Origin of the sequence: Azospirillum lipoferum (assembly GCF_024170005.1) — a bacterium.
In the GTDB taxonomy this organism is placed as follows: domain Bacteria; phylum Pseudomonadota; class Alphaproteobacteria; order Azospirillales; family Azospirillaceae; genus Azospirillum; species Azospirillum lipoferum.
On sequence record NZ_JALJXJ010000008.1, the window covers coordinates 155,712 to 176,529 of the forward strand.

The 20,818-nt window shown below is 58.0% G+C and carries 18 protein-coding genes, 2 tRNA genes and 2 pseudogenes; 12 read left to right on the forward strand and 10 right to left on the reverse strand.

Annotated features, from left to right (window positions below; all coding sequences use genetic code 11):
* Nucleotides 1-9 precede the first annotated feature (9 nt).
* Nucleotides 10-840: a thymidylate synthase family protein gene (locus J2848_RS18990; RefSeq protein WP_149234583.1), complete on the forward strand. Its 831-nt coding sequence runs from the start codon at nucleotides 10-12 to the stop codon at nucleotides 838-840.
* On the opposite strand, the gene J2848_RS36150 is transcribed toward J2848_RS18990, so the two are convergent.
* On the reverse strand, nucleotides 837-1,466 hold the full coding sequence (locus J2848_RS36150) for a uracil-DNA glycosylase (protein ID WP_149234668.1): 630 nt from the start codon (nucleotides 1,464-1,466) through the stop codon (nucleotides 837-839). The genes J2848_RS18990 and J2848_RS36150 overlap by 4 nt on opposite strands.
* Before the next feature lie 25 nt (nucleotides 1,467-1,491).
* Nucleotides 1,492-2,721, reverse strand: coding sequence for a nucleoside triphosphate pyrophosphohydrolase family protein (locus J2848_RS18995; RefSeq protein WP_149234582.1), 1,230 nt, complete (start codon nucleotides 2,719-2,721; stop codon nucleotides 1,492-1,494).
* A gap of 68 nt (nucleotides 2,722-2,789) precedes the next feature.
* Here J2848_RS18995 and J2848_RS19000 point away from each other — a divergent pair.
* Nucleotides 2,790-3,322, forward strand: a pseudogene (locus J2848_RS19000) (IS5 family transposase); the annotation flags it as partial.
* A 320-nt stretch (nucleotides 3,323-3,642) separates the two neighbouring features.
* Here the strand turns inward: J2848_RS19000 and J2848_RS19005 are convergent.
* Nucleotides 3,643-4,134 carry a hypothetical protein gene (locus J2848_RS19005; protein ID WP_149234581.1) on the reverse strand — a complete coding sequence of 164 codons (492 nt, stop codon included), beginning with the start codon at nucleotides 4,132-4,134 and terminating at the stop codon, nucleotides 3,643-3,645.
* A 1,023-nt stretch (nucleotides 4,135-5,157) separates the two neighbouring features.
* The gene (locus J2848_RS19010) at nucleotides 5,158-5,871 is read right to left on the reverse strand and encodes a heparin lyase I family protein (RefSeq protein WP_170307244.1); all 714 of its coding nucleotides are present in this window, start codon (nucleotides 5,869-5,871) and stop codon (nucleotides 5,158-5,160) included.
* 597 nt (nucleotides 5,872-6,468) lie between these two features.
* On the opposite strand from J2848_RS19010, the gene J2848_RS19015 reads away from it, so the two are divergent.
* On the forward strand, nucleotides 6,469-6,819 hold the full coding sequence (locus J2848_RS19015; protein ID WP_170307243.1) for a helix-turn-helix domain-containing protein: 351 nt from the start codon (nucleotides 6,469-6,471) through the stop codon (nucleotides 6,817-6,819).
* Between the two features lie 335 nt (nucleotides 6,820-7,154).
* Here J2848_RS19015 and J2848_RS19020 read toward each other — a convergent pair whose 3' ends face one another.
* Both J2848_RS19020 and J2848_RS19025 read right to left on the reverse strand, forming a co-directional pair.
* Nucleotides 7,155-7,352 carry a transposase gene (locus tag J2848_RS19020; protein WP_149234578.1) on the reverse strand — a complete coding sequence of 66 codons (198 nt, stop codon included), beginning with the start codon at nucleotides 7,350-7,352 and terminating at the stop codon, nucleotides 7,155-7,157.
* Nucleotides 7,353-7,515: 163 nt separating this feature from the next.
* On the reverse strand, nucleotides 7,516-8,847 hold the full coding sequence (locus J2848_RS19025; protein WP_149234577.1) for a dsDNA nuclease domain-containing protein: 1,332 nt from the start codon (nucleotides 8,845-8,847) through the stop codon (nucleotides 7,516-7,518).
* Between the two features lie 452 nt (nucleotides 8,848-9,299).
* On the opposite strand from J2848_RS19025, the pseudogene J2848_RS19030 reads away from it, so the two are divergent.
* From J2848_RS19030 to J2848_RS19040, 3 genes and pseudogenes are all read left to right on the forward strand, one after another.
* Nucleotides 9,300-10,298, forward strand: a pseudogene (locus J2848_RS19030) (IS1380 family transposase).
* 251 nt (nucleotides 10,299-10,549) lie between these two features.
* Complete coding sequence (locus tag J2848_RS19035) at nucleotides 10,550-11,224, forward strand: recombinase family protein (protein ID WP_149234574.1); 675 nt, start codon at nucleotides 10,550-10,552, stop codon at nucleotides 11,222-11,224.
* A gap of 191 nt (nucleotides 11,225-11,415) precedes the next feature.
* Nucleotides 11,416-12,072, forward strand: coding sequence for a hypothetical protein (locus tag J2848_RS19040; protein ID WP_149234573.1), 657 nt, complete (start codon nucleotides 11,416-11,418; stop codon nucleotides 12,070-12,072).
* Nucleotides 12,073-12,263: 191 nt separating this feature from the next.
* Here the strand turns inward: J2848_RS19040 and J2848_RS19045 are convergent, their stop codons facing one another.
* From J2848_RS19045 to J2848_RS36155, 3 genes are all read right to left on the reverse strand, one after another.
* On the reverse strand, nucleotides 12,264-12,524 hold the full coding sequence (locus tag J2848_RS19045) for a helix-turn-helix domain-containing protein (protein ID WP_149234572.1): 261 nt from the start codon (nucleotides 12,522-12,524) through the stop codon (nucleotides 12,264-12,266).
* An 81-nt stretch (nucleotides 12,525-12,605) separates the two neighbouring features.
* Nucleotides 12,606-13,154: a hypothetical protein gene (locus tag J2848_RS19050; protein WP_170307239.1), complete on the reverse strand. Its 549-nt coding sequence runs from the start codon at nucleotides 13,152-13,154 to the stop codon at nucleotides 12,606-12,608.
* On the reverse strand, nucleotides 13,060-14,310 hold the full coding sequence (locus J2848_RS36155) for a tyrosine-type recombinase/integrase (protein ID WP_149234570.1): 1,251 nt from the start codon (nucleotides 14,308-14,310) through the stop codon (nucleotides 13,060-13,062). The genes J2848_RS19050 and J2848_RS36155 overlap by 95 nt, the downstream gene beginning before the upstream one ends.
* Before the next feature lie 152 nt (nucleotides 14,311-14,462).
* On the opposite strand from J2848_RS36155, the gene J2848_RS19060 reads away from it, so the two are divergent.
* Nucleotides 14,463-14,542, forward strand: a tRNA-Ser gene (locus J2848_RS19060).
* A 176-nt stretch (nucleotides 14,543-14,718) separates the two neighbouring features.
* Here J2848_RS19060 and J2848_RS19065 read toward each other — a convergent pair.
* Nucleotides 14,719-16,818: a methyl-accepting chemotaxis protein gene (locus J2848_RS19065; RefSeq protein WP_170307240.1), complete on the reverse strand. Its 2,100-nt coding sequence runs from the start codon at nucleotides 16,816-16,818 to the stop codon at nucleotides 14,719-14,721.
* 471 nt (nucleotides 16,819-17,289) lie between these two features.
* Here J2848_RS19065 and J2848_RS19070 point away from each other — a divergent pair.
* From J2848_RS19070 to J2848_RS19090, 5 genes are all read left to right on the forward strand, one after another.
* Nucleotides 17,290-17,366: transfer RNA gene (locus tag J2848_RS19070), tRNA-Arg, on the forward strand.
* 160 nt (nucleotides 17,367-17,526) lie between these two features.
* On the forward strand, nucleotides 17,527-18,477 hold the full coding sequence (gene pip / locus J2848_RS19075; protein ID WP_149235435.1) for a prolyl aminopeptidase: 951 nt from the start codon (nucleotides 17,527-17,529) through the stop codon (nucleotides 18,475-18,477).
* A gap of 79 nt (nucleotides 18,478-18,556) precedes the next feature.
* Nucleotides 18,557-19,399: a bifunctional DNA-formamidopyrimidine glycosylase/DNA-(apurinic or apyrimidinic site) lyase gene (gene mutM, locus J2848_RS19080; protein ID WP_149235434.1), complete on the forward strand. Its 843-nt coding sequence runs from the start codon at nucleotides 18,557-18,559 to the stop codon at nucleotides 19,397-19,399.
* 12 nt (nucleotides 19,400-19,411) lie between these two features.
* The gene (locus J2848_RS19085; protein ID WP_149235433.1) at nucleotides 19,412-19,858 is read left to right on the forward strand and encodes a hypothetical protein; all 447 of its coding nucleotides are present in this window, start codon (nucleotides 19,412-19,414) and stop codon (nucleotides 19,856-19,858) included.
* Between the two features lie 99 nt (nucleotides 19,859-19,957).
* Nucleotides 19,958-20,734, forward strand: coding sequence for an enoyl-CoA hydratase (locus tag J2848_RS19090; RefSeq protein WP_109151287.1), 777 nt, complete (start codon nucleotides 19,958-19,960; stop codon nucleotides 20,732-20,734).
* Nucleotides 20,735-20,818: the final 84 nt, after the last annotated feature.

Here is a 20,818-nt window from a genome sequence, read left to right on the forward strand (position 1 = left end):
GGGAATGCTATGAAGCCAATCTACGCTGAGACGCCGACTGGTGCTTGGTTAGAAGCAGCGGAGTTCCTGCTCACGCAGCCTGACTTGCGTAGCTCGCGTGTCGTGCTTGAAGTATCGAAGCCTATTGCATTAAGTAAATCGGATCGTACAGTTTTTGATACATTAGACTCTTTTTTGGTAGATCGTGGCGGCATGCCGGTAAATACTGTGGCGAATACAATATTTCCTGCAAAAATGTATGCCCGTCATGGACGATCAGGAATATACGATGCTTATCTGGAAGTATATCCTGAAATAAAAAAGCATCCAGATTATAGAAACTGGGGTGTGTATTTCCATAGAATGATCCGACGGCTAGATCAGAACGGAAAAGAAATAATTGATCGTGATGGAACGCCGATAAATCCTCTTGAGTACCTCGTGAAGAAACTTGGCCACCGTTTGGCTAACCCTGCTGCCTACGAGATGGATATTGATGACTCCGTTTCTATCCCGATTTACAATGCAGAGAAAGATAAACACTTTCCTCTTGGGGGGCCGTGTCTTAGTCACCTAAGTTTCAGTCGCTCCGATAGAGACACGCTTGACCTTACTGCGCTATACAGACACCATTATTATGTGCAGCGGGCTTTAGGCAACTTGATAGGACTCGGGCACCTACTCCATTTTGTCGCACGGGAAGCGGGAATGAATGTTGGCACGCTAATGTGTGTTTCAAACGTGGCGCGCCTTGACCATGGGCAGAAGCCTGCAAGGTGGGGCAAGCGGGACATTGAGCGTTTACTCGCAGACTGTCGGGCCGCAGTCCCGCTGACTGTGGCCTCGACGGCGGAGAATTAAAACAAACTTTGTTGATGAGGCAGACTATCTGTGCTTGAAAGTCCGTAAATTTCCCTAATTCCGCGAATGAAGTCTGTTTGACCACCGTAGCTGGGGTGCCGAACACACGTCGCAGAGTACCCCATATCGGTCAGCCCCTTATAGGCATCGTTACCGATTGCAACTATTCGTTCAGGCTGCAACCAGTCAATCAGGGAGCTCAGCAGTGTCGCGCAGCTTCTTCGCTCTGAAGGAGTATGACACCGGTTGGACATGGGGTCGCCTGGAGTGTGAGGGTGGAACGGAAAGACGTTCCATAAGAATGGAGGCGTTGGCATCTGGCGGATCACTCCCCAAACCACCGTCGCCGTCCGCTCTCCTACAATTGGGCCGCACGTAGCTTTGACGACAGAGATGCCCCCGTACCGTTCACTGAAGGCAGTTAAATGCTGTTCATCGGTCAATGCAAGCCCAGTCCGGCGACCTCCACGATATCCCAGATCCCGGCCAAACCACACCGAACTTACACGCCCTTCAGCAGCTCGCATATACTCCACTAGGTTGTTGCGGCGTATCTTTGGGGCATCTTCTCTATCGGACGTAAGGCAGCGGTCATGATACGGGTTAAAAACCGCCGGTAGCCGCATGCCTGCTAGATCGTCTACGAAACGTTCAATCTTCACGTCTGTCCTCCGGGACACGTCTAAACTCTAATGTATGCGAAATTAGGTCGGCGGCTATATACCCTTTACGGTAGCGCTTGAGCTCGGAAAAAATGCGGCACGCCTCCAGAATCGCCTTCTCCCATTGCCACAAGGCGCACCGGTCGACCTCAAAGCCACGTGTGAAATCTCGAATAGATTTAAGAAGGTCGTAGTCGACCTGTGTCTGCCCCTTGAAGAAGTCTCGATCGATAGCTCTTTGAAATATGAATGTGGAAACGCCCTCTTCTATCAATAGGGCGCGAGCACCATCTTCATTCTCATCGATAATTGGGTCGCTCTTCCGCTTCAAATGCAAAAGATTTCGGAGAACCGGAGACCATCCAAGAAAAACTGCATAAGACATATGGAAAACGTCATGAAAACGGAAGTCGTCCTTCTCGCGCTTGTTATCGGTAAGCCTGTCACCAATAATGACACCGTTCAGTTTTTGTTGAACATATATTTTACCATTGATCTTTCTTTCCTCTATTAATATCTCGAACTTGCGTGGTATTTGTTCGTTATCTGGCATGCCGTCATCAATCAGCGGCGGATACTCTTCAGTGAGGGGCCAACGACTGAATACCTTGAGTAGGTTGGCCGTGGCGGCCTCGCCCAGGCTAATTCTAGCCGCGTCCGCAGCGGTGAGCAAATTGCCGAAAATATCTACTAAGTGCCCAGATAGACGATCTCTGTTATTGGTCAACGCGCCGGATCCAAGATCCTTGACTAGATCGCCCACTCTCCCAGCTAGTGTGATCAAAATGGCTTCAAATTCTGACTGTGTGAGTTCTTTTATGTTGCTCTGGATATCATCAAATGTTCCAAAATTCGGTTGAACTTCATCCCAATCTGAGATGCTTCGAACTGTACGTTGGGCTAGCACGTCCAAATCTTGGTCCGTACGGGATGCGATATTCGCCAAATACCAGAGTGTATCTCCAAGTTCTTCCTTGATGGAGGCGGCATACTTCTCCCTATCGGGATGGTCACGAGTTTGCTTCTTCAATGCGGCGAGCAGGCTGCCGACTTCACCAAAAAGTCCTAGAATAGGTATGTCGATCCCAGGACGCATTCTGTCCGTGATTTTGGCAGCACGCTGATACTCTGATATTCCGAGGTTCTCTAAGGACTCTAGCTCTGCTGGTAGCGCGACATACGGTGATAAACCACTTGTGCGGATTCCGATTTCTGACATATGTGTTGCTCCTGAACTATCCGGGAGTAATTTTGGAAGGCTATATTGTCTCGCATCACGGGTGACATCAAGACATCCTCCATGCTTGGGTCGCAGCGGGTGGCCCACCGGTCCAGGTGATGATCGCTCCACGGCGGTGCGCGCCCATCGTTCGGCAAGCGGCGGCAAAGGGGGGGACGCGCCCAAGTCATCGGACGGTCCCGTGATGGACGAACCACCGAAATCCACGCTCTGGGCGATCTGCTCGGTCAACCGCTCGCCTTCCTGCTGACCGGCGGTCAGGTTGCCGACTGCACCGCCGCCGACCGTCTGCTTGACCGGATGCCCGCCACCGATCTCCTGTAAGGCGACAAGGGTTACGATAGCGCCGCCGTCAGAGTAGGAGATGGAAGAGGCCCGAGCCGCGCCCAACACCCCGCCACGCGCCAACAAGCGCTGGAAAAACTGCTTCTCTCCCTACCTCTACCGGAACCGTAATATCATCGAACGCATGTTCGGGCGCCTCAAGGACGTCCGACGCATCGCCACCCGCAGTCACCGCTCCGCCACCAACTTCATTGCAGCGATCCACATCGCCGCAACCGTCGCCTATTGGTTATGAGTCCGGACCCTAATCCTTCGGCATCCAAAGGCCACCCAGCTACCTTCACCAACGATTAGCCGCCTGCCCGTCGAAAGCGCGTCGATGCCTATTCCAGTTAGCACACAATGTCCCTACATACAGATGAGCAGGCGCCGATCTGGCTGCGTTGATGCCGCTACGCGGATCACGACCAGTAAGGCCCCTGCTAAACACAGGCACCAACACCGGCACATCCCACTGGCATCCGAGGTCATCGACCTCGCTCCGGACCTTCGGGCAACCGGCATCATCCTATTGATGCTCGTCGCAGGTCCGGCTTCACCGCCAACCTGGGTCATTCAGTGCCGGTCGATCGCCACGGGCAGAGCCATGCTCGCAATGTTCTGAAGTCCTTCCCAGAAGGAACCGCCGAGCGCCGCATTGCGGACGCCAACATCGCCTGCCGCCGTAAGGGCTCGCAGGTCCGGTGCGGCTTGCCCTTCTGCGCGACCTGCGGCAACACGGCCATAGCTGCGCGCCAGCAACACGTGCTTTCGCGGCTCGCGGTTCATCCCGACTCGGCTGTCTTCGCGCTGACCATCTTGGACGATGCAGTCATCGACCTGCTCGGGCCGGACGGCTCTCCCGCCAACACCCTTAGCAAGCGCGACCTGCTCGTCGGAAAGGTTCGCGATCTGCTGCAATCGGCCGGCATGCTCGGCTATTGGGCCTATGGGGCCGTTGAGTACGAGGTCCGTCGGCCGGAGAAGTTCACGCGCTTTGTCCGCAACTGCCTGCGCGGTCAGAGCGCCGACGCCCTCCCCGAATATGTCATCGTTCCGCATGTCCATCTGGTTATGGCCGCGCTCTGGCCAGATGGACGTTACGTGACTGGTGATGAGCTGGCGCGCGTTCTCACTGGCGGCAGACGCGTTGCATCACGCGATGCAAAACGCTTCTGCCGCCCACAGCAAGTCTTTGTCCAGCCGCTCACGGTGTCGGTGGCCTACGATGTCCCGAGGATGGTCGATTACGGCATGAAATTCCGTCTGCGCAGTCGCCAAGGCTTCGAACAATCATACCATCCAGCCGAGGTCGTGCGAGCTCTGGCACTGGTCTGCGATGCTGGGGGGCAGTCATTCTTCCAGTTCGACATCGAGTCGCAGCCGGCCAAGGTGGTCCCGGTGCTCCCGCCGTCCGCCCGCAAGTCGCCGCTCTTGATCACGCTCCATCGCGAGCGGACTCAGTCGCCGTCTCCCACGGCCTTCAACTGCCACGTTTCGGCAAGCCAAGGTGTGGTGATCGGAGAGGCTGACAAGGGCCAACGGGATAGCCCTGCCGCTGGGAGCATCCAGGATCGCTATTCACAGTATCGCCGATGGCCGCCAGCCCAACGGAGGGCGCATCGCTGGTGGTTTATCGGAAGAGCGTATCGGCCGCATGCATGCGGCCGAGGTCCGCCCACCGTCACGCGTGCCGATCATCGGTCACCGTTGAGGATCCGCGTTCTCCGCCCGCCGTCAGAAACGCAAGCCACCCACCCCATGCCCACGGTCCAGCAGGCCTTTCGGCGGGATGCCGAACGATGCAGAGGAGAGACTGGTGGAACCGCCGTCAAGGACCAGGGGGAAAATCAATCATGGACATCTCGAAGGGTTGCCAAGTCTCCGCCGCAAGCGAGGCGCTCGCCGCCGGCTGCAACCGGTGCCCTTCATTATAGCCGAACATCGTACAATAGACAGCCGTCAGATCGGGATTGCCGCCCGTAGCTTCTGTAGTATGAACTGTATTTTTCCGGTTCGCTGATCAGATGCGTAAACGAATTTGCCATTTAGTATTGGTATAATCGCGCGGGCTTGATCTTGCGAAGTGCTTTAATCCCGATGCAGGTCCTTGAAGAACGCAACGGTGGTCGGAGCGTAAACATCGTTTATTCTGTATATTCCAAACTTGAACCAATTCTCTGTTCCCGGATAGCCATTTGGCCCGCTGTAATCCAAGAATGTCTTTCCATTCAGCCGCGCTTTCACGCTCCCGTTCTGAGTTTGACCCCACACTGTTGTAAATTCGAAGGAGTTCCATTTACCAAACTGAAAGTCTGCAACATGTCCAAGAGCAACTTGCTTCGGCATACCCGCATCTTTCTCAACCAATATGACGGACACCCAGAGTTTTCCCTCTGAAAAATACAGAGCTGCCGTCGGCCATCCCAATGTGTATTTCGAATCCCCTCCTTTCCCCTGATGCCACTGAGCAATAATGACTTGGCCTTTGACTCCGTTCGGGTTTCCATCGACCTCCGAGGGAATCAGAACATCAAATCTATATTTGTATTCGACACCATCGATATCAGGCATCCGGTTGAAGCTGATTTCCGAACGACTGCTATCCTTAAACCCGTCGTTCCATCTATCGCCGGGCCTGACTTCGAATCGAAGCGCTTTGGTGCCTTGGATGTCAGAAACTCCGAGGGAGTGCTCTGCCGCTACCTGCGTAACACCCGCTCCTACACCAGCTATGTAGGTGTTCGTTGCTGAACAAGCCGAAACCGCGATGGACAGGATTACGGGAAGCCATAAACGTTTCATGTCTCCCTCGCTCACTGGATGCCTCGGCTGTTTCCTGGTTCGATCTCCATAGTCCAAATGCATCGCCCCCCGTCCCGAGGGTCACAAACCACATACTGGGTCGGCTTTATCTTGTAGATCGTCATACATACCTCGCCACCTTGTGACGACGACTCACATCGACGGTTGTCTTTGATCGCGTACGGTCCTTCAAATCGACGCGCACCCATGGTGAACACTCTTTTTCCATCAGGACGATAATACATCGGTATGGTTTGCCCAGAAGAAGATGTGTGGATCAACGTATTTCCAATAATAATTTCCTTAAGATTATCTCCATTCAAAGGCGATAATCCACTCTTTAACAGTGAATCATTGGTTATATCCTGGCTATTTGCATTGAATGAGAAGCATGTAAACACAATTGCCATTAGCAGGATGGGCTTTATATATGTCATTTTTCTTTCTCCCAATGGCTTAACCTAGGCATTGCCATCCTCGGATGGTGACAGCCCCCCTGACAAAAAGACATATACCAAAACCATATTTCGTTAAATCGGAAATACACGAAAAATCGCTCTATGGTCAGCGTTTGCTCCCGAAAGGATGGTTCGGGTCATGACTGATGACCTGAAACGAATTGTCGGGTTGAAGATTCGCGCAGAGCGCTTGGCTCGCGGAATGACTCAGGAACAGTTGTCAGAGCACATTAACCGAACAGTTGAAACGGTCTCGAACCTCGAACGTGGTAAAGCTTGGCCTGGGCTTGAAACTCTTCTACAAATCTGTAGCGTCCTCCATGTATCTTTCGCGCAATTATTTGATGAGGAAGGTGCTGTTCTACCTTCTCGTCGAAGAGTAGAGCTGATAGCACGCATGAAAGTTCTATTAAACAAACTAACAGATAATGACCTTGAAATCGCTGTCCGGCAAGTCGAAGCTCTTGCGAGTGGACGTCAACGCGATTAGGCCGCCTATGTTCCATAAATGGAAGTTAAGTCATCGGTATTTCAACGGAGAACTTGGCGAACGCCTCCTTAAATTATGCGGAAAGGCCTCGTCCGGTACAGAAATCTACGATAAGCGGTGTTTATCTTAGCAATAAGGCCACAATATAAAGGGTCTATACCTACTTTGCCTAAATTTCCAGCAGCCTGCTAACCAGCATCGCAGACGCGCTCTGCGGCCTTTTGCGCCTTCACCGATCAGCTATCCAAGGACCGCAGCGGTCGGACTGACAGCCCGACCTGTGATCTCGCGGTCGGCATCAGGGCGAGATCGTGGATCGTGCGGAACAGCAGGCGTCAAACCAGAAGGCGGAAACACCAGTAGATCGTCTGCCAAGGTGGGAAGTCCTTGGGTAGCATGCGCCGGTCGCAGCCTGTACGCGCCGGGTAGCGGATGGCGTTCAGAACCTCCCGCAGATCGACGCTGCGCTGCCGACCATGCTTGGCAAGGCGCGGCAGCAGCGGCTCGGTCAGGATCCACTCTGTGCCTGCCAAGTCCGCTGAATATCGCTTTGACCGCCGTTCCTGCCGCGCCTGCTTCGCTCAATGAGCCTTCACCCACATCGCCTGTCTCACGCTTCCACACGCAAAACAGGTAATCTGCCGCTCTCAAACAAGCTTTCAACAGGCGGGAGGCCGTTCCATCGCAACTGTAATGCTAACCGCTGCCGTCACCACCGCCTCCGCCTCCGTCGCCTCCATGGCCTCCTGAGCCCTCGCTGCTATCACCTCCTGCATCAGAAGCGCCTCCGAAGTCTACGATAGCAGCAAGATCAAAATCGTGGAATCCACCGTCAATGTGTTCAGCAGCAGAGGATAGATGTATGGCGATAATTGCATTCGCACTATCCACTATGTTAGGAGTGGCGTTCATCAGAGAGTTGTGCACCGTCCCGATACTGACATGCGTCGCGCCAGGTGTTTTTGTATATGGAAGAAATTCAATGATAGACATGGCAATTCCGCTCACGAAATACCATACGGTCCTGAAAATCGCGTATCCGCCGAGCAATAAACATATAAATATGAAGGTGCCTACTCTCATGGACTCTTCAATCGTCCAACCATAGTAGTGAAAAATTATAGAAACTATTGTGGAAAAAAAGAAAAAGCCAAGTGGCAAAAAAAATGAAACAAATGCTTCTTTTAGGTGCAGTTTCATAGAGCGCTTCGCCAAGAAAGCGGATTTGCTTATTCCTTTCTTAGGCGGGAAAGAATTTAATGCACTCTGCATCTCATTTAAGAATGTCTCATTAATACGCAGTTCAGAGCAAGCATCTTTGCTTCTCTTTCCATTAATTTCGGCAAAGAAACGTTGTTCAGCGCTGCTTGCACGTATGGATGCTTCTCGTACTCTTGCGATGAGTCCATTTGCAATCTGTTCAAGTTGTGCTCGGTAAAAAAATTCAAATGGTTTGAGCGTTGCCAACTCGCAAACAAGTGCATCTACATACCCGCGTTGGTCAGGCCCTTTAACTAAATGAGTCTTAGCTAGCGTTCTAAAAAGCAAATCCCTGCTAACTCCACATTTCTCAGCCATGATTGTAAATTGCTGTAGAAAGTACTCGCTAAGTTCAGACAGAGCAGCACAATTATGAAAACTACGGAAAAAATCGTTACATGACGGAGTGGAGCCCTTTAAGCGTTTCTTTTTTGACGAAAATTGAAGATCTGAAACAATATAGAAATAACGAATTCCGCCTGAAAGCTCCTCATGCGATAGACAAAAATTTCTCATCGTGTTAGTAATGGGATCATCATTTACTCTCCAGTAATCGTCTGATTCTTTAGTCTTGATCTCATATAAATCGAACCTTCTATCTGCCAAAACAGCCTCAATGTCACTTCTTCCCTCACATCGCAAAGCAACATAGTCTGAGTCCCCACGAACCGCATAGATGATAAGTGCAGCACCATAAGCATATTGATATTCATACCGTCTGCTTGTTGCAGAACCTACGTCACCAGGAGAAGTTTCCGTTTTCGGCATGAGCCCCTGCTGATATCCAAATTTAGCTGATATGTAATGTGACGACTTAACCTAAGGGAAATATAGCAGAACCCGTAGACGCGAGTTAGGAAGCATAGCTACATAAAGCAGTTAATGGAACTGCAGTTTCATCAGCATGCCGCATGTCAATTTAGGGGGGCGGTTCTAACCCCAATACCGTGTCGTTAAGGTGCGCCGACACAACATGCGGTGCATAAAGTTAGGAGTTCATACTGGATCATGGGCGACGATCTCAACGTGACCAGCTTAACGGCACGGTATTGGTTCTAACCCGGATAATTAACCGGAGCTGAGGCGGTAGGCGCGAGGCTAATCAATTGAATTCGTGTATGATTCTTATGCTGAAACATTCTCACCATGGATCAACGAAGTTCACGCCCGCCATGGCTGAGAGTACCGGGGTTCTGCCCGGCTTGTCACCGGTTGCCCGCATGCCGTTTCACGCCGCCTTCAATGGCGGCCGCCTCACCTCTGACACCGGCGACCTGCTGTTGGCCGAGATTGATCGGCGTCTGGGTGTCTGCGAGCGTTTGGCGCGCAGCATCGAGGACCCGCGCGCTCCCGAGCTCGTCCAGCACACGCTGGCGGAGATGATTCGCTTCCACGCCCTGCTGATCGCCGCCGGCTACCCGGATGCCAATGACTGCGACGCCCTGCGCAGCGATCCCGCCTTCAAGATGGCGGTGGGTTGACTTCTCGAGAGCGGAGGCGACCTTTGCTCGCAGCCGACCGTCAGTTGCCTGGAGAACCTACCCGGCCCGGTGGCGCTCAAGCGCAGGTTGGTGGCCATGGTGGACGTGTTCTGAGACAGCTTCGCCACGGTGCCGCAGCTCATCGTGCTGGACATCGACGACACCGAGGATCGCATCTACGGCACCCAGCAGCTCTCGCTGTTCCACGCCCGCAATGACGGGCGCTGCTTCCTGCCGATGCACATCTACGAGGCGACCACTGGGAAGCCGGTCGCCGTCATCCCGCGCCCCGGCAAGACGCCGGATGGCGCCGAGGTGGCGCTGGTGCTGCGCCACGTCGTACACGCCCTCCGCGCCCGCTGGCCGCGCGTCGATATCCTGGTGCGCGGCGACAGCCATTACGGCCGCCAACAAGCCATGAGCTGGTGCGAACGAAATCGCGTCGGCTACGTCTTCGGCTTGGGCGGCAACACCGTCCTGCTTGGGCGCGTCACTGATCGGGCCGAAGACGCGGCGATGGGCCGGCTTGCCGGCGAGGCGGACAAGGTTCGGCGCTTCGGCGAGTTCCGCTACGCCGCCCGCACCTGGAAGGTCGAGCGCCGGGTCATCGTCAGGGTCGAAGCGTCGACCCATGTCACCGACACCAGGCTCATCGTGACCAACCTGACCGGCATGGCCCTTCCCCTACCAGAAAGCCTCGCTATGCTGGTCGCCCGCACCGTCAAGCTGCCGCCGTGACTGTCGGGGCGACGTGCCTCCGAACGAACCTGTCCCGGCAACCCTCCAGCCCCACCATGCCGCGCCGTTGGCGCGACCCATCAGCGCCTTCGAGCTGCTGTTCGAAAACACTGATGTATGATCCGGGCTAACAGTTGGTGTTGCTGCACCTATTTGATCGAACTGTTCATATCCTTGGAACGGGTGTTCCGGCGATATGTACAGATCGCGAACATCCGCTTACCATCCCGCCGGTGGTTGGGGAGGGGAGCATGGTCCGATACGTAGGCTACCTGCGGGTTTCGACGCAGCGTCAGGGAACGTCGGGGCTCGGCCTTGAGGCGCAACAGTCGGCTCTGATCGCTCATGCATCCCGGAGTGCCGGCCATATAATCGAGACCTTTGTCGAGATCGAGTCAGGACGCCGGTCGGATCGCCCGCAGCTTCAGGCAGCACTTCACCTCTGCAAGCTTACTGGCGCGACATTGCTCATTGCCAAATTGGATCGGCTCGCGCGCAGTGTCGCTTTCATCGCCAATCTGATGGAGAGCAGCGTCGAGTTTGTCGCTGCGGATATGCCATACGCAAACAAACTGACGGTTCATATCCTCGCTGCCATGGCGGAGTACGAACGGGAAGCGATTAGCGAGAGAACGCGAAGCGCTTTGAGGGCGGCAAAGGAGAGGGGGGTAAAGCTTGGTGGGCCAAACAAGGGGGCGAACCTGCGAAATTGCGCTCCGTCGCTCGGCGGACAGAGGTCAAAAGAAAAGGCGGATCAGATGGCACGTAGTCTATTACCAATCATTGAAGAAGCTAGACGGTCCGGAAAATCATCTTTGAGGGAGATTGCTGAATTTCTAAATGAGCGGGGTATTCTATCTTCGCGCGGTGGGAGGTGGTGGCCTTCGCAAATCCGAAACATCTTTAGGAGAGTAGGTGTGGATTGAAGTTAAGTGGCTAAGTCAAAGTCATGCATATTTATCGCATCAGGCAAAATCGGGGTGCATATATAAAGTGATGCATTGAATAACTGGTAATGAAAACGCATATATTACGAATACTCGCCAATGCAATCGAATACAAAATAGATAAAATTTGATCTTCAGCGGTTTTTATCTGAATTATCGGGAGCCAACGCTTGGTTGGTGGCAGCTATTATAAGGGTGACGAAATGACCGGTATTGGTAATCATCAGGATGAACGCGGTGTTCTGAGCATTGATGGTCAAGGAACTGTTGTGCGACCCCGTGGTGGGTTTGATATTCCTTGCTATCTCAACGAAGGGGAGCCGGAACTTCCAACCATTTCTCTGAACCTGCGAGTTACGGAGGATGGCGCGATTGAAGTGGACGACTACTTGGTTGAAGCATACGGCTACCTTAATAAGCCGCGTAAAGACTCCGTACCAGCAATTCTACATGGCAGTATCGAGCTGGAGCGTATCGAATTGGTGCCGCAACATGAGCAGGCGATGTGGAATACAACCGCCAAGGTGCAATGCCAAGATGGCTCTTTCAGTGATGCTCCGCTGGTTGCGACTACCCTGACTTTTCCGGCGGTGATAGACAAAACCCAAATGTATATTTCTGGTGTTTCCATCGAAGCTACCCTTGGATCGGACGGGGAAATCGAAATGCCCGACGCGGATCTCATCCACCTGGGTTATGGAGGGGTGGAGCACGTTCGGCGGCCGGGTGATCGGCTCGTAAGCGTTGAGGCAACCCTGATCATTCATCGCGTGAGCTTCGGCTATCAGGATCAGGAAGGCGCTCCAGGAGTTCCGACAGCGCGGTGAACCGCCAAGCTCTACTTGTAAGTGGCCGATTGAACTGAAACGGGCGGGGGTGACCCCGCCCGTGTTTTTGTTATGGCTCCAGTCCCGTCTCATTCGTCCCTGCACTGCGCGGTGGTGAGCGGCATTTGAAGGGAGACGAACTGCCTTCCAGAAGTGACTGATTTATGGCGCTACGCAACGCGAAGCGCTTGTCAGACAGCGTTCTCCTCTTCATCGGGCGGCGGGGTGCTGGTCCTGAGATTGATGTTAATGTCTTCAAGGTATTGACTGGTGCTGCTGTAGGTATTTGATGTGACAAAGGACAGGATATCTTTCTTTCGATAGAGAACGCGCCGTCCAATCTTCATGAACTTTGGACCCCTTCCTTTGCATCGCCATTGGCGAAGAGTCCACGCGGAGAGGCGAAGCTGCTCGGCAGCTTCTTCATCGGTGAAGTAAATATCATCGATCATGGAGTTGCCCTCGTACCGTTGCTTGGTTCGAGGAGCATCCCATTGTCCGAAGCGATTTTCCGGATTAACGGATAAAGGGGTTTATCCGCCGTTCGCCAAGCGTTCCCTGATCCTTTGCGGTGCAGCAAGATTCAGCTTTTTGCGCATGGCGTCGTCGGAGGGAGCGTTGTCTCCCATGGTATCGGTTGTCCATTGATACAGGTGATTGCGCAACGTCCGAAGAGTACGGCGATCACCGTTTGCCGGGTCGATAAGCCATCGTACAGCTTCAGCCCACCAAGCGTCCCAATCATATAGTCTGGGGCGCCCGCCGAGTCGGCCACCTTCTGCCGGCTGCAGGTCCGCCAGCCACTTTCTGAATTCGTGATCGTACAGCATCGGCTGAACGAGTTCGCCGCCCCAATCGTAGGCCTCGCGAATCGGGTCCATCTTGGCCATGGTCCAGAACGTCCCGTCGAGCGGGATCGTCCTTGGTGTATTCTCGTTTTCATCTGGCGCAACAATGCCGAACGCACGGATGGTCAGCTTCGTGCATTCAGAGCAGAGTTGCATCTTCGCTTCCCATATCTCCCAGTCCATTCGCGCGACGGTCAGGTCCACCGCCTCGAAGAGCGATACGAAAGCGGCCATGTTTCCTCACGGGTTTCTGAAGCAGCGCGTCCAGAAGGCCAGCTACCCGATCAGCTTCGGCTTGCAGGGGATTGTGCGCAAGGTGTGCGTACCTTTGAGTCGTCCCAGCCTGTCGATGCCCGAGCAACTTTCCAATGATCGGTAGGCTAGCGCCGGTTGAAACCGCTGTCGACGCAAATGTATGTCGGAGGTCGTGAAGCCGCACTCCATCAAGATCGGCATCCTTGCGAATCTCTGCCCACTGGTATTTCGGCTCCTTCATGCATGTTCCCTCCTTTCGGCCCGGAATGACGTACGGATTGCCATCGACTCGGGGAATTTGGGTAAGAAGCTTAATAGCAGGAGTTGGTAGTATGAGAAGTTTCTTACCTGTCTTGCTATCTGGCAGATGTGCCCGGCCGTAGTCATCGAGATATTCCCATTTCAGAGTCATAATCTCATTGCGTCGCGCACCAGTTAGCAAGAGGAGGCGGACAAGCCAGCATACGTAAGGATAACGCTGTTGAAACTTGTCCAATGATTCTGCTAAGCGCCCCAACTCATCCTTATCTAGGTATCTTTCTCTGGCATGCTCTCTGAATTTTTGAATTCCCTTAGATGGATTGGATCCCGGCTGGCGTAGGTCCCATAGTTCTGCCATAGTAAACATATGACTTACCAGAGATATAGTCCGGTTAGCGCAGATGGGGGTTTTGCTGAGACTGTGATGAAGCTTGGCGATGTCGGCGCGAGTGACGTCCTTGACCTTCATTTTCCCAATGGCTGGTTTAATCTTTGTGCGTACGGTATCGCGATCGCCTTGAGCGCTGCGGGGCTTCTTTTTTACCTCCGAGTGTTCAAGGAGGTACCGGTCACACAGTTCCGAAACGGTCGCGGCCCCTACGTTCGCTTGCCGTTCAGCCATGGGATCGAAGCCATCGCGCGCTCGGATGTAGAGACTGCGCGCTTTGTCCCTTGCTTGGTCGCAGGTGATGATTCCGTGGCGCCCAATGGTTGGCTTTCGCTGTGCGCCATCGCGCACCTTCAGCTTGATGAAGTACGTCCGATTTCCGGTGGCATCAACGCGCAATCCAAAGCCAGGGATATCGGTATCGAAGTAGGTTCCAGCCGCTGCGGTTTCGACCGCACGCTTAGTGAGTTTCATGACAGCCATCATAGCCCCCGGAGAGAACGTGTTGGCTGCGATGGTACAATCAAATGAGGTTTAGGTACACACCAGGACCCGCAATGCGTGCAAACTGATGCTCACCGGTCCAGGTTGGTGCATGAATACCTGTTATGCATCAATGGCTTCTGCATAATGGTACAGCGATTGCTAAAGCCCTGCAGCCCATTTCCCCAGACTACGAATCTGAGGGTCAGGAGTTCGAATCTCTTCGGGCGCGCCATCTTCCAAAAATGACAGGTGCTTACGATCGGGCGGCCTTCTGGCCGCCTTTCGTGTTTCTGGCCCAGGCTCGGGCCAAGTCTTCGCGTCCTGCGGGACGCGCGGCTCTGCGGAACGGGGCGGGACCGTGGCCCCGCCCATCCCTTACCTGAGATGTTCGCCGCTGGATGTCTGCCTTTACGCCTGCCGGATTTCCGTCAGGAAGCCGCCGACATCGTTCTTCAGCGCTTCCGCCTGCCGGTTCATCAGCTCCGCCGCCTCCAGCACGTCGGCGGCGACGGTGCGCGACTGCTCCACCGTCTGGGCGAGGTCGGAGATGCTGGCGGAGATGCGGCCGGCGGCGGTCGCCACCTCCTGCACGTTGCGGGCGATCTCGTTGGTCGCCGCCCCCTGCTCCTCCACCGCGGCGACGATGCCGGTGGTGACGCCGTTCATCTGCCGGATCACCGTCGACACCGACCGCACGCCCTCGACGGCGTCCTGGGTCATGCTCTGGATGCGGGCGATCCGGTCGGTGATGTCCTGGGTGGCCCGTCCCGTCTGGGTGGCCAGCCCCTTGACCTCGCTGGCGACGACGGCGAAGCCCTTGCCGGCCTCTCCCGCCCGCGCCGCCTCGATGGTGGCGTTCAGCGCCAGAAGGTTGGTCTGGCCGGCGATGTCGCCGATCAGGGTGACGATGGCGCCGATGGCTTCGCTGGCTTCGGCCAGCTCGACGATGATCCTGTCGGTCCGCTCGGTCCGCTCGATGGCGTCCTGTGAAATGGTGGCGGATTCCGCCATGCGCCGGCTGATCTCGCCGATAGAGGCCGACAGCTCCTGGGCTGCCGCGGCCACGGTCTCGACGCCGGCCGAAGCCTCGTGGGCTGCGGCGGCGACGGCGCCGCTGTCGCCGGCCGACTGTTCCGAGATCCGCGTCACCGCCGCCGAGGTGCCCATCAGGTGGGCCGCCGCGGTCTCGACCGACTCCAGGCTGCTGCCGACCCGGCCGCTGAAATCGCCGCACAGCCGGTCGACGGCGGTGGTGCGTGCCGCCGCCGCGGCCTGCGCCGCGATCTGGGCCTGGACCATCTCGGCATGCTGGCGGCCGTTGTCGCGCAGGACCAGCAGCGCCTGCTGCATCCGGCCGATCTCGTCGCCGCGCCCGTCGTTCGGCAGGTCGACGTCATAATCGCGATGGGCCAGCCGGTCGATGGCCACGGTCAGGACATGGATCGGCTTGGTCACCCGGCGCCACACCAGCAGCAGACCGGCGACCGACAGCCCGATCGCCAGCGCCAGGACGGCGGACTGGATCATCAGCTGGCGCTGGGCCTGGTCGGCCTTCCAGTCGGCATGGGCAACCATCTCCTCCAGTGCTGCGTTGACCAGCGCGTTGAGCGGCGCCTGGTCGGCCGCCTCGCGCTTCACCCAGGCCTCCGCGGTGATGTCGGGCTTGCCGCCGGTGGACAGTGCGTCGAGGACGATCTTGCGCCGGGCGCCACCGGTCTCGAAGAACTTGCTTCGGGCGGCCTCGACGGCCTCGACGATCCGCTTCGACGCGTCGGGGCGCTTCGCCGCATCGGTGATGAGGGTCCAGGCGGTATCGATCCGGCCGCGCTCCTCGGCCGCCGTCAGGATTTCCGCCTGGGTCCAGGGCCGTCCCTCGCCGATGGCGGCGCTGGCCGACAGGATTTCGGTGGAGGTGCGCAGCCGGACGACCCAGGCGGCGCGTTTCAGCGCCAGAAGCTGGTCGGTGGTCGGATCGACCAGGGCGATGCCGGCGTCGACGGCGTCGGTCGCCGCCTGCACCGCGGCCAGATAGGCGTCGGCGGTCTTCGGCCAGGACTCGACGGTGGTCCGGTCGCGCGTGGCCTTGGGCGTGCGCAGCGCGGTGTCCACCCGTCCCCGCAGGGCGTTCAGCGCGTCGTGGCTCGACCGGATCCCCGTCGCGTAGGTCCCAAATCTGGCCGGGTCGAGCCGGTCGAGCGCTGCCATGCCGGGGGCGAAGGCGGCCTCGGCCTTCGCCCGCAGGTCGGTCACCGATTTCACCGCGGCCTCGTCGGCGACGCCCTCCGCCCTCAGCGGGACCTGGGTGGTGGCGCGCTCCAGCCGCACCGAGCGCAGAGCCTCGTAAAGCTGCTGGCTGGTCGCGGCGAGCGTGGCGACGCGGCTCGCGTCACGCTCGTTGCGCGCCGCATCGACGAGGCCGGAGATGCTGGTGAAGACCGCGAGCATCCCGATCGTACCGATCACCACACTGAGAACCGCTCTGAGCGAGGTCTTTCGAAGCTGAATCATAGGCGGATCACACTTCATCGATGTTGACGCAGATAACGGTTGGCTGGAAGCAGGACCCGCATCTTAGGTTGAAGTCTGCTTTTTCGACTGGCAGACGTGTTTTCCGTATTTTGAATGAATGGATGGTATCCATCATCATTCATGCGGTTAATCGTTGAAAAAAACATTAACAAATCGCCTGTTATCGCCGACGGTGTTTCGCCGTGCCTGAGGCGTCTGCATGATGAAGCTTGGTAACGACTTGTTCATAGAACGATATTGCGGAAAAGACGGTGTCGCGATTGACATGTTTGGAAGGCGTTGTTGCCAATTCGGCAGCGCAGGCGGTGCCGGCTCCGCCCGCCGGCCGGCATGGACAGCGGGTGCGATTTTTCTGAAGAAAAGCGCTTGCGGGGCAGGGGGCTTCTGAGTATGTTGCGCGCCTCGACGCCGACGGCCTGCCGCCGACGCCGGGATGGAAAGATACACAGCGCGCCCGTAGCTCAGCTGGATAGAGCATCAGACTACGAATCTGAGGGTCAGGAGTTCGAATCTCTTCGGGCGCGCCATCTTCCAGAATATATGCCCAGCCATAGGGCATGATCGACATGCAAGGCCGCCTCCGGGCGGCCTTTGTCGTTTCGGAACATCGCTTCAGAACTTCGTTGCGCTGGCGCAAGCCCCGCTGGCTCCTCTACACTCATGGCCCGCACCACTGGATGCATGGCCATGCCCCGCAGCGACTTCTATCCGCCCATCGACCCGTTCCAGACCGGCACGATCGCCGTCGACGGGATCCACACGGTCTATTGGGAGCAGGCGGGCAACCCGCGCGGCGTGCCGGTGATGTTCCTGCATGGCGGGCCGGGGGCCGGCGCCTCGCCCACCCACCGCCGCTTCTTCGATCCCGCCCATTACCGCATCATCGTGATGGACCAGCGCGGGGCCGGCCGTTCCACGCCGCTGGGCGAAACGCGCGAGAACACCACCGAAAAGCTGGTCGAGGACATCGAGACCCTGCGCCGGCATCTGGGCATCGAACGCTGGCACCTGTTCGGCGGCTCCTGGGGCTCGACGCTGGCGCTCGCCTATGCCGAAACCCATCCGGAGCGCTGCCTCGGCCTGATCCTGCGCGGCATCTTCCTGATGCGGAAGAGCGAGATCGACTGGTTCCTCTATTCCATGCGCGTCCTCTTCCCCGAGGCATGGGTTGCCTTCGCCGGCCATATCCCGGAAGAGGAGCGCGGCGACCTGCTGGAGGCCTATTGGAAGCGGCTCGACTCGCCCGATCCGACGGTGCGCATGGCCGCCGCCCGGGTGTGGAGCATCTATGAGGGCAGCTGTTCCTCCCTGCTGCCGTCGCCCGACCTGATCGCGGCGAGCGGCGAGGACCGCCACGCCCTGGGGCTGGCGCGGATCGAGGCGCATTACTTCCGCTCCAACCGCTTCACGCCGGAGGACAGGCTGCTGCGCGACGTCCACCGCATCCGCCATCTGCCGGCGGTGATCGTCCAGGGCCGCTACGACATCGTCTGCCCGGTGATCTCCGCCGACGCGCTGCACCGCGCCTGGCCGGAGGCCGACTACCGCATCGTTCCCGACGCCGGCCACTCCGCCATGGAACCCGGCATCCGCGCCGCACTCATCCAGGCGACTGAGCGGTTCAAGGAGTATCGGTGAGATCCTCCCTCTCCCGTCCCGGGAGAGGGCTTTGATACTCGCCCTTGCACCCGTCCCCCACCCACCCCACACTCTGGCGATGCCTGAACTTCCCGAAGTCGAAACGGTGTGCCGGGGCCTCGCTCCGCATCTCGAAGGCCGGCGGCTGGTCCGCGTGGAGCAGCGGCGGCCGAACCTGCGCACCCCCTTTCCGCCGCGCTTCTGCGAGCGGCTGACCGGGCGTGTGGTCGAGTCGGTGCGGCGGCGCGCCAAATACATCCTGATGCATCTGGACGATGGCGGCGTGCTGATCGCCCATCTCGGCATGTCCGGCCGCATGATCATCGCGCCGGAACGGCCGGACGCCTTCGACAAGCACGACCATGTGGTGTTCGAGACCGATGCCGGCACGATCGTCACCTTCAACGACGCCCGCCGCTTCGGCCTGATGGACCTGACGGTGGCCGACGCGCTGGGCGACCACCCGATGCTGCGCAACCTGGGGCCGGAGCCGCTGGGCAACGAATTCTCCGGTCCCGACCTCGCCCGTCGTCTGGCCGGCAAGATCACCCCGATCAAGGCCGCCCTGCTCGACCAGAGCATCGTCGCCGGCCTCGGCAACATCTATGTGTCGGAGGCGCTGTTCCAGTCCGGCATCCTGCCGACCCGGACCGCCGCCAGCCTGACGCCGGAAGAGGTCGACCGCCTTGCCGTCGCGGTGCGCGAGGTGCTGGAGCGCGCGATCGCCGCCGGCGGCTCCTCGCTACGCGACTACCGGCAGGCATCGGGGGAACTCGGCTATTTCCAGCACCAGTTCGCCGTCTACGACCGGGAGGGGGAGGGCTGCCCCGATTGCGACTGCGACCGCGCCCGGACGGGGGGCGTTCAGCGGATAGTACAGTCCGGCCGCTCGACTTTCTTTTGTGCGGCGCGCCAACGGTGATATAGCTGGGGCATGACGGCTCTACCGGCCATGCTCCGGGCGGCGTCCGCCGCTTTCCTCCTTGCCGGCCCCGCGGTCGCGGGCCTGGGGAGCTTCCTCATTCCCATTCCTCAGGCTGTCGCAGCCGATTCCGGGCCTTTCGTCCCCGGCACCACCGACGTTCCGGTGATGCCGGGGCTGGCGTCCGCCGAATCGGAACCGCTGGTCTTCGACAAGCCGGGCGGGCGGATCGTCCAGGCCGTGCTGTCGGGCGAGGTGCCGCGACAGGCGGTGCTGGCCTTCTACGACCAGACGCTGCCGCAGCTGGGCTGGCGCCGCACCGCCGACCGCGTCTTCGTCCGCGAGGGCGAGGAGCTGCGGCTGGAATTCCAGCAGACCGCCCAGCAGACCGCCCAGAAGGCCGCCCAGAATACCAAAGCCGCCGGAACCGCCGTCCGCTTCACTTTGACGCCGCGCTGATCGCGGGCACACCCGCCATACTCGCGGGCAACCCAACACCCAAACAACCACGAGTCCCGGAGGCAACCGGGCTCGCCCCATCGGGAGAGTGCTGCAACCATGTCCTATGAAACCATCCTCGTCGAGACGCGCGGCCCGGTCGGGCTGATCACGCTGAACCGTCCGAAGGCGCTGAATGCCCTGTGCGACCAGCTGGTGACCGAGCTGGGCCAGGCGCTGGACGCCTTCGAGGCCGATTCCGCCATCGGCGCCATCGTCGTCACCGGGTCGGAGCGCGCCTTCGCCGCCGGCGCCGACATCAAGGAGATGGCCGGCTTCTCCTACATGGACGTCTACAACTCCAACTTCATCACCGCGAAGTGGGAACGGCTGGCCAAGTGCCGCAAGCCGACCATCGCCGCGGTCGCCGGCTTCGCGCTCGGCGGCGGCTGCGAGCTCGCCATGATGGCCGACTTCATCCTGGCCGCCGACACCGCCAAGTTCGGTCAGCCCGAGGTCACCATCGGCACCATCCCCGGCGCCGGCGGCACCCAGCGCCTGACCCGCTTCGTCGGCAAGTCCAAGGCGATGGAGATGGTCCTGACCGGCCGCATGATCGACGCCGCCGAGGCCGAGCGCTGCGGCCTCGTCTCCCGCGTCGTGCCGGCCGCCGAGCTGGTCGAGGAGGCGGTGAAGGTCGCCACCAAGATCGCCTCGCTGTCGCAGCCGGTCATCGCCATGGCCAAGGAGGCGGTCAACGCCGCCTACGAGACGACGCTGGCCGAGGGTGTCCGCTTCGAACGCCGCCTGTTCCATTCGACCTTCGCCACCGAAGACCAGAAGGAAGGCATGGCCGCCTTCGCCGAGAAGCGCCAGCCCGGCTGGAAGAACCGCTGAGTCGTCGACTCATCCTCGACTCTGCCGCCTGGGCCGTCCCCTGCATCTTGCGGGGGATGGACCAGATCCCATCAAGATGTCGTT

Excerpts from the sequence above, each read along its gene's own strand:
- J2848_RS19090 (WP_109151287.1), top strand. The coding sequence starts at position 19,958 with ATGTCCTATGAAACCATCCTCGTCGAGACGCGCGGCCCGGTCGGGCTG.
- J2848_RS19050 (WP_170307239.1), bottom strand. The coding sequence starts at position 13,154 with ATGGCCGCTTTCGTATCGCTCTTCGAGGCGGTGGACCTGACCGTCGCG.
- J2848_RS19085 (WP_149235433.1), top strand. The coding sequence starts at position 19,412 with ATGACGGCTCTACCGGCCATGCTCCGGGCGGCGTCCGCCGCTTTCCTC.
- J2848_RS19035 (WP_149234574.1), top strand. The coding sequence starts at position 10,550 with ATGGTCCGATACGTAGGCTACCTGCGGGTTTCGACGCAGCGTCAGGGA.
- J2848_RS18995 (WP_149234582.1), bottom strand. The coding sequence starts at position 2,721 with ATGTCAGAAATCGGAATCCGCACAAGTGGTTTATCACCGTATGTCGCG.
- J2848_RS36150 (WP_149234668.1), bottom strand. The coding sequence starts at position 1,466 with ATGCGGCTACCGGCGGTTTTTAACCCGTATCATGACCGCTGCCTTACG.
- J2848_RS19045 (WP_149234572.1), bottom strand. The coding sequence starts at position 12,524 with ATGATCGATGATATTTACTTCACCGATGAAGAAGCTGCCGAGCAGCTT.
- J2848_RS19025 (WP_149234577.1), bottom strand. The coding sequence starts at position 8,847 with ATGCCGAAAACGGAAACTTCTCCTGGTGACGTAGGTTCTGCAACAAGC.
- J2848_RS36155 (WP_149234570.1), bottom strand. The coding sequence starts at position 14,310 with ATGATGGCTGTCATGAAACTCACTAAGCGTGCGGTCGAAACCGCAGCG.
- J2848_RS18990 (WP_149234583.1), top strand. The coding sequence starts at position 10 with ATGAAGCCAATCTACGCTGAGACGCCGACTGGTGCTTGGTTAGAAGCA.
- J2848_RS19010 (WP_170307244.1), bottom strand. The coding sequence starts at position 5,871 with ATGAAACGTTTATGGCTTCCCGTAATCCTGTCCATCGCGGTTTCGGCT.
- J2848_RS19005 (WP_149234581.1), bottom strand. The coding sequence starts at position 4,134 with ATGGACATGCGGAACGATGACATATTCGGGGAGGGCGTCGGCGCTCTG.
- J2848_RS19065 (WP_170307240.1), bottom strand. The coding sequence starts at position 16,818 with ATGATTCAGCTTCGAAAGACCTCGCTCAGAGCGGTTCTCAGTGTGGTG.
- mutM (WP_149235434.1), top strand. The coding sequence starts at position 18,557 with ATGCCTGAACTTCCCGAAGTCGAAACGGTGTGCCGGGGCCTCGCTCCG.
- pip (WP_149235435.1), top strand. The coding sequence starts at position 17,527 with ATGCCCCGCAGCGACTTCTATCCGCCCATCGACCCGTTCCAGACCGGC.
- J2848_RS19015 (WP_170307243.1), top strand. The coding sequence starts at position 6,469 with ATGACTGATGACCTGAAACGAATTGTCGGGTTGAAGATTCGCGCAGAG.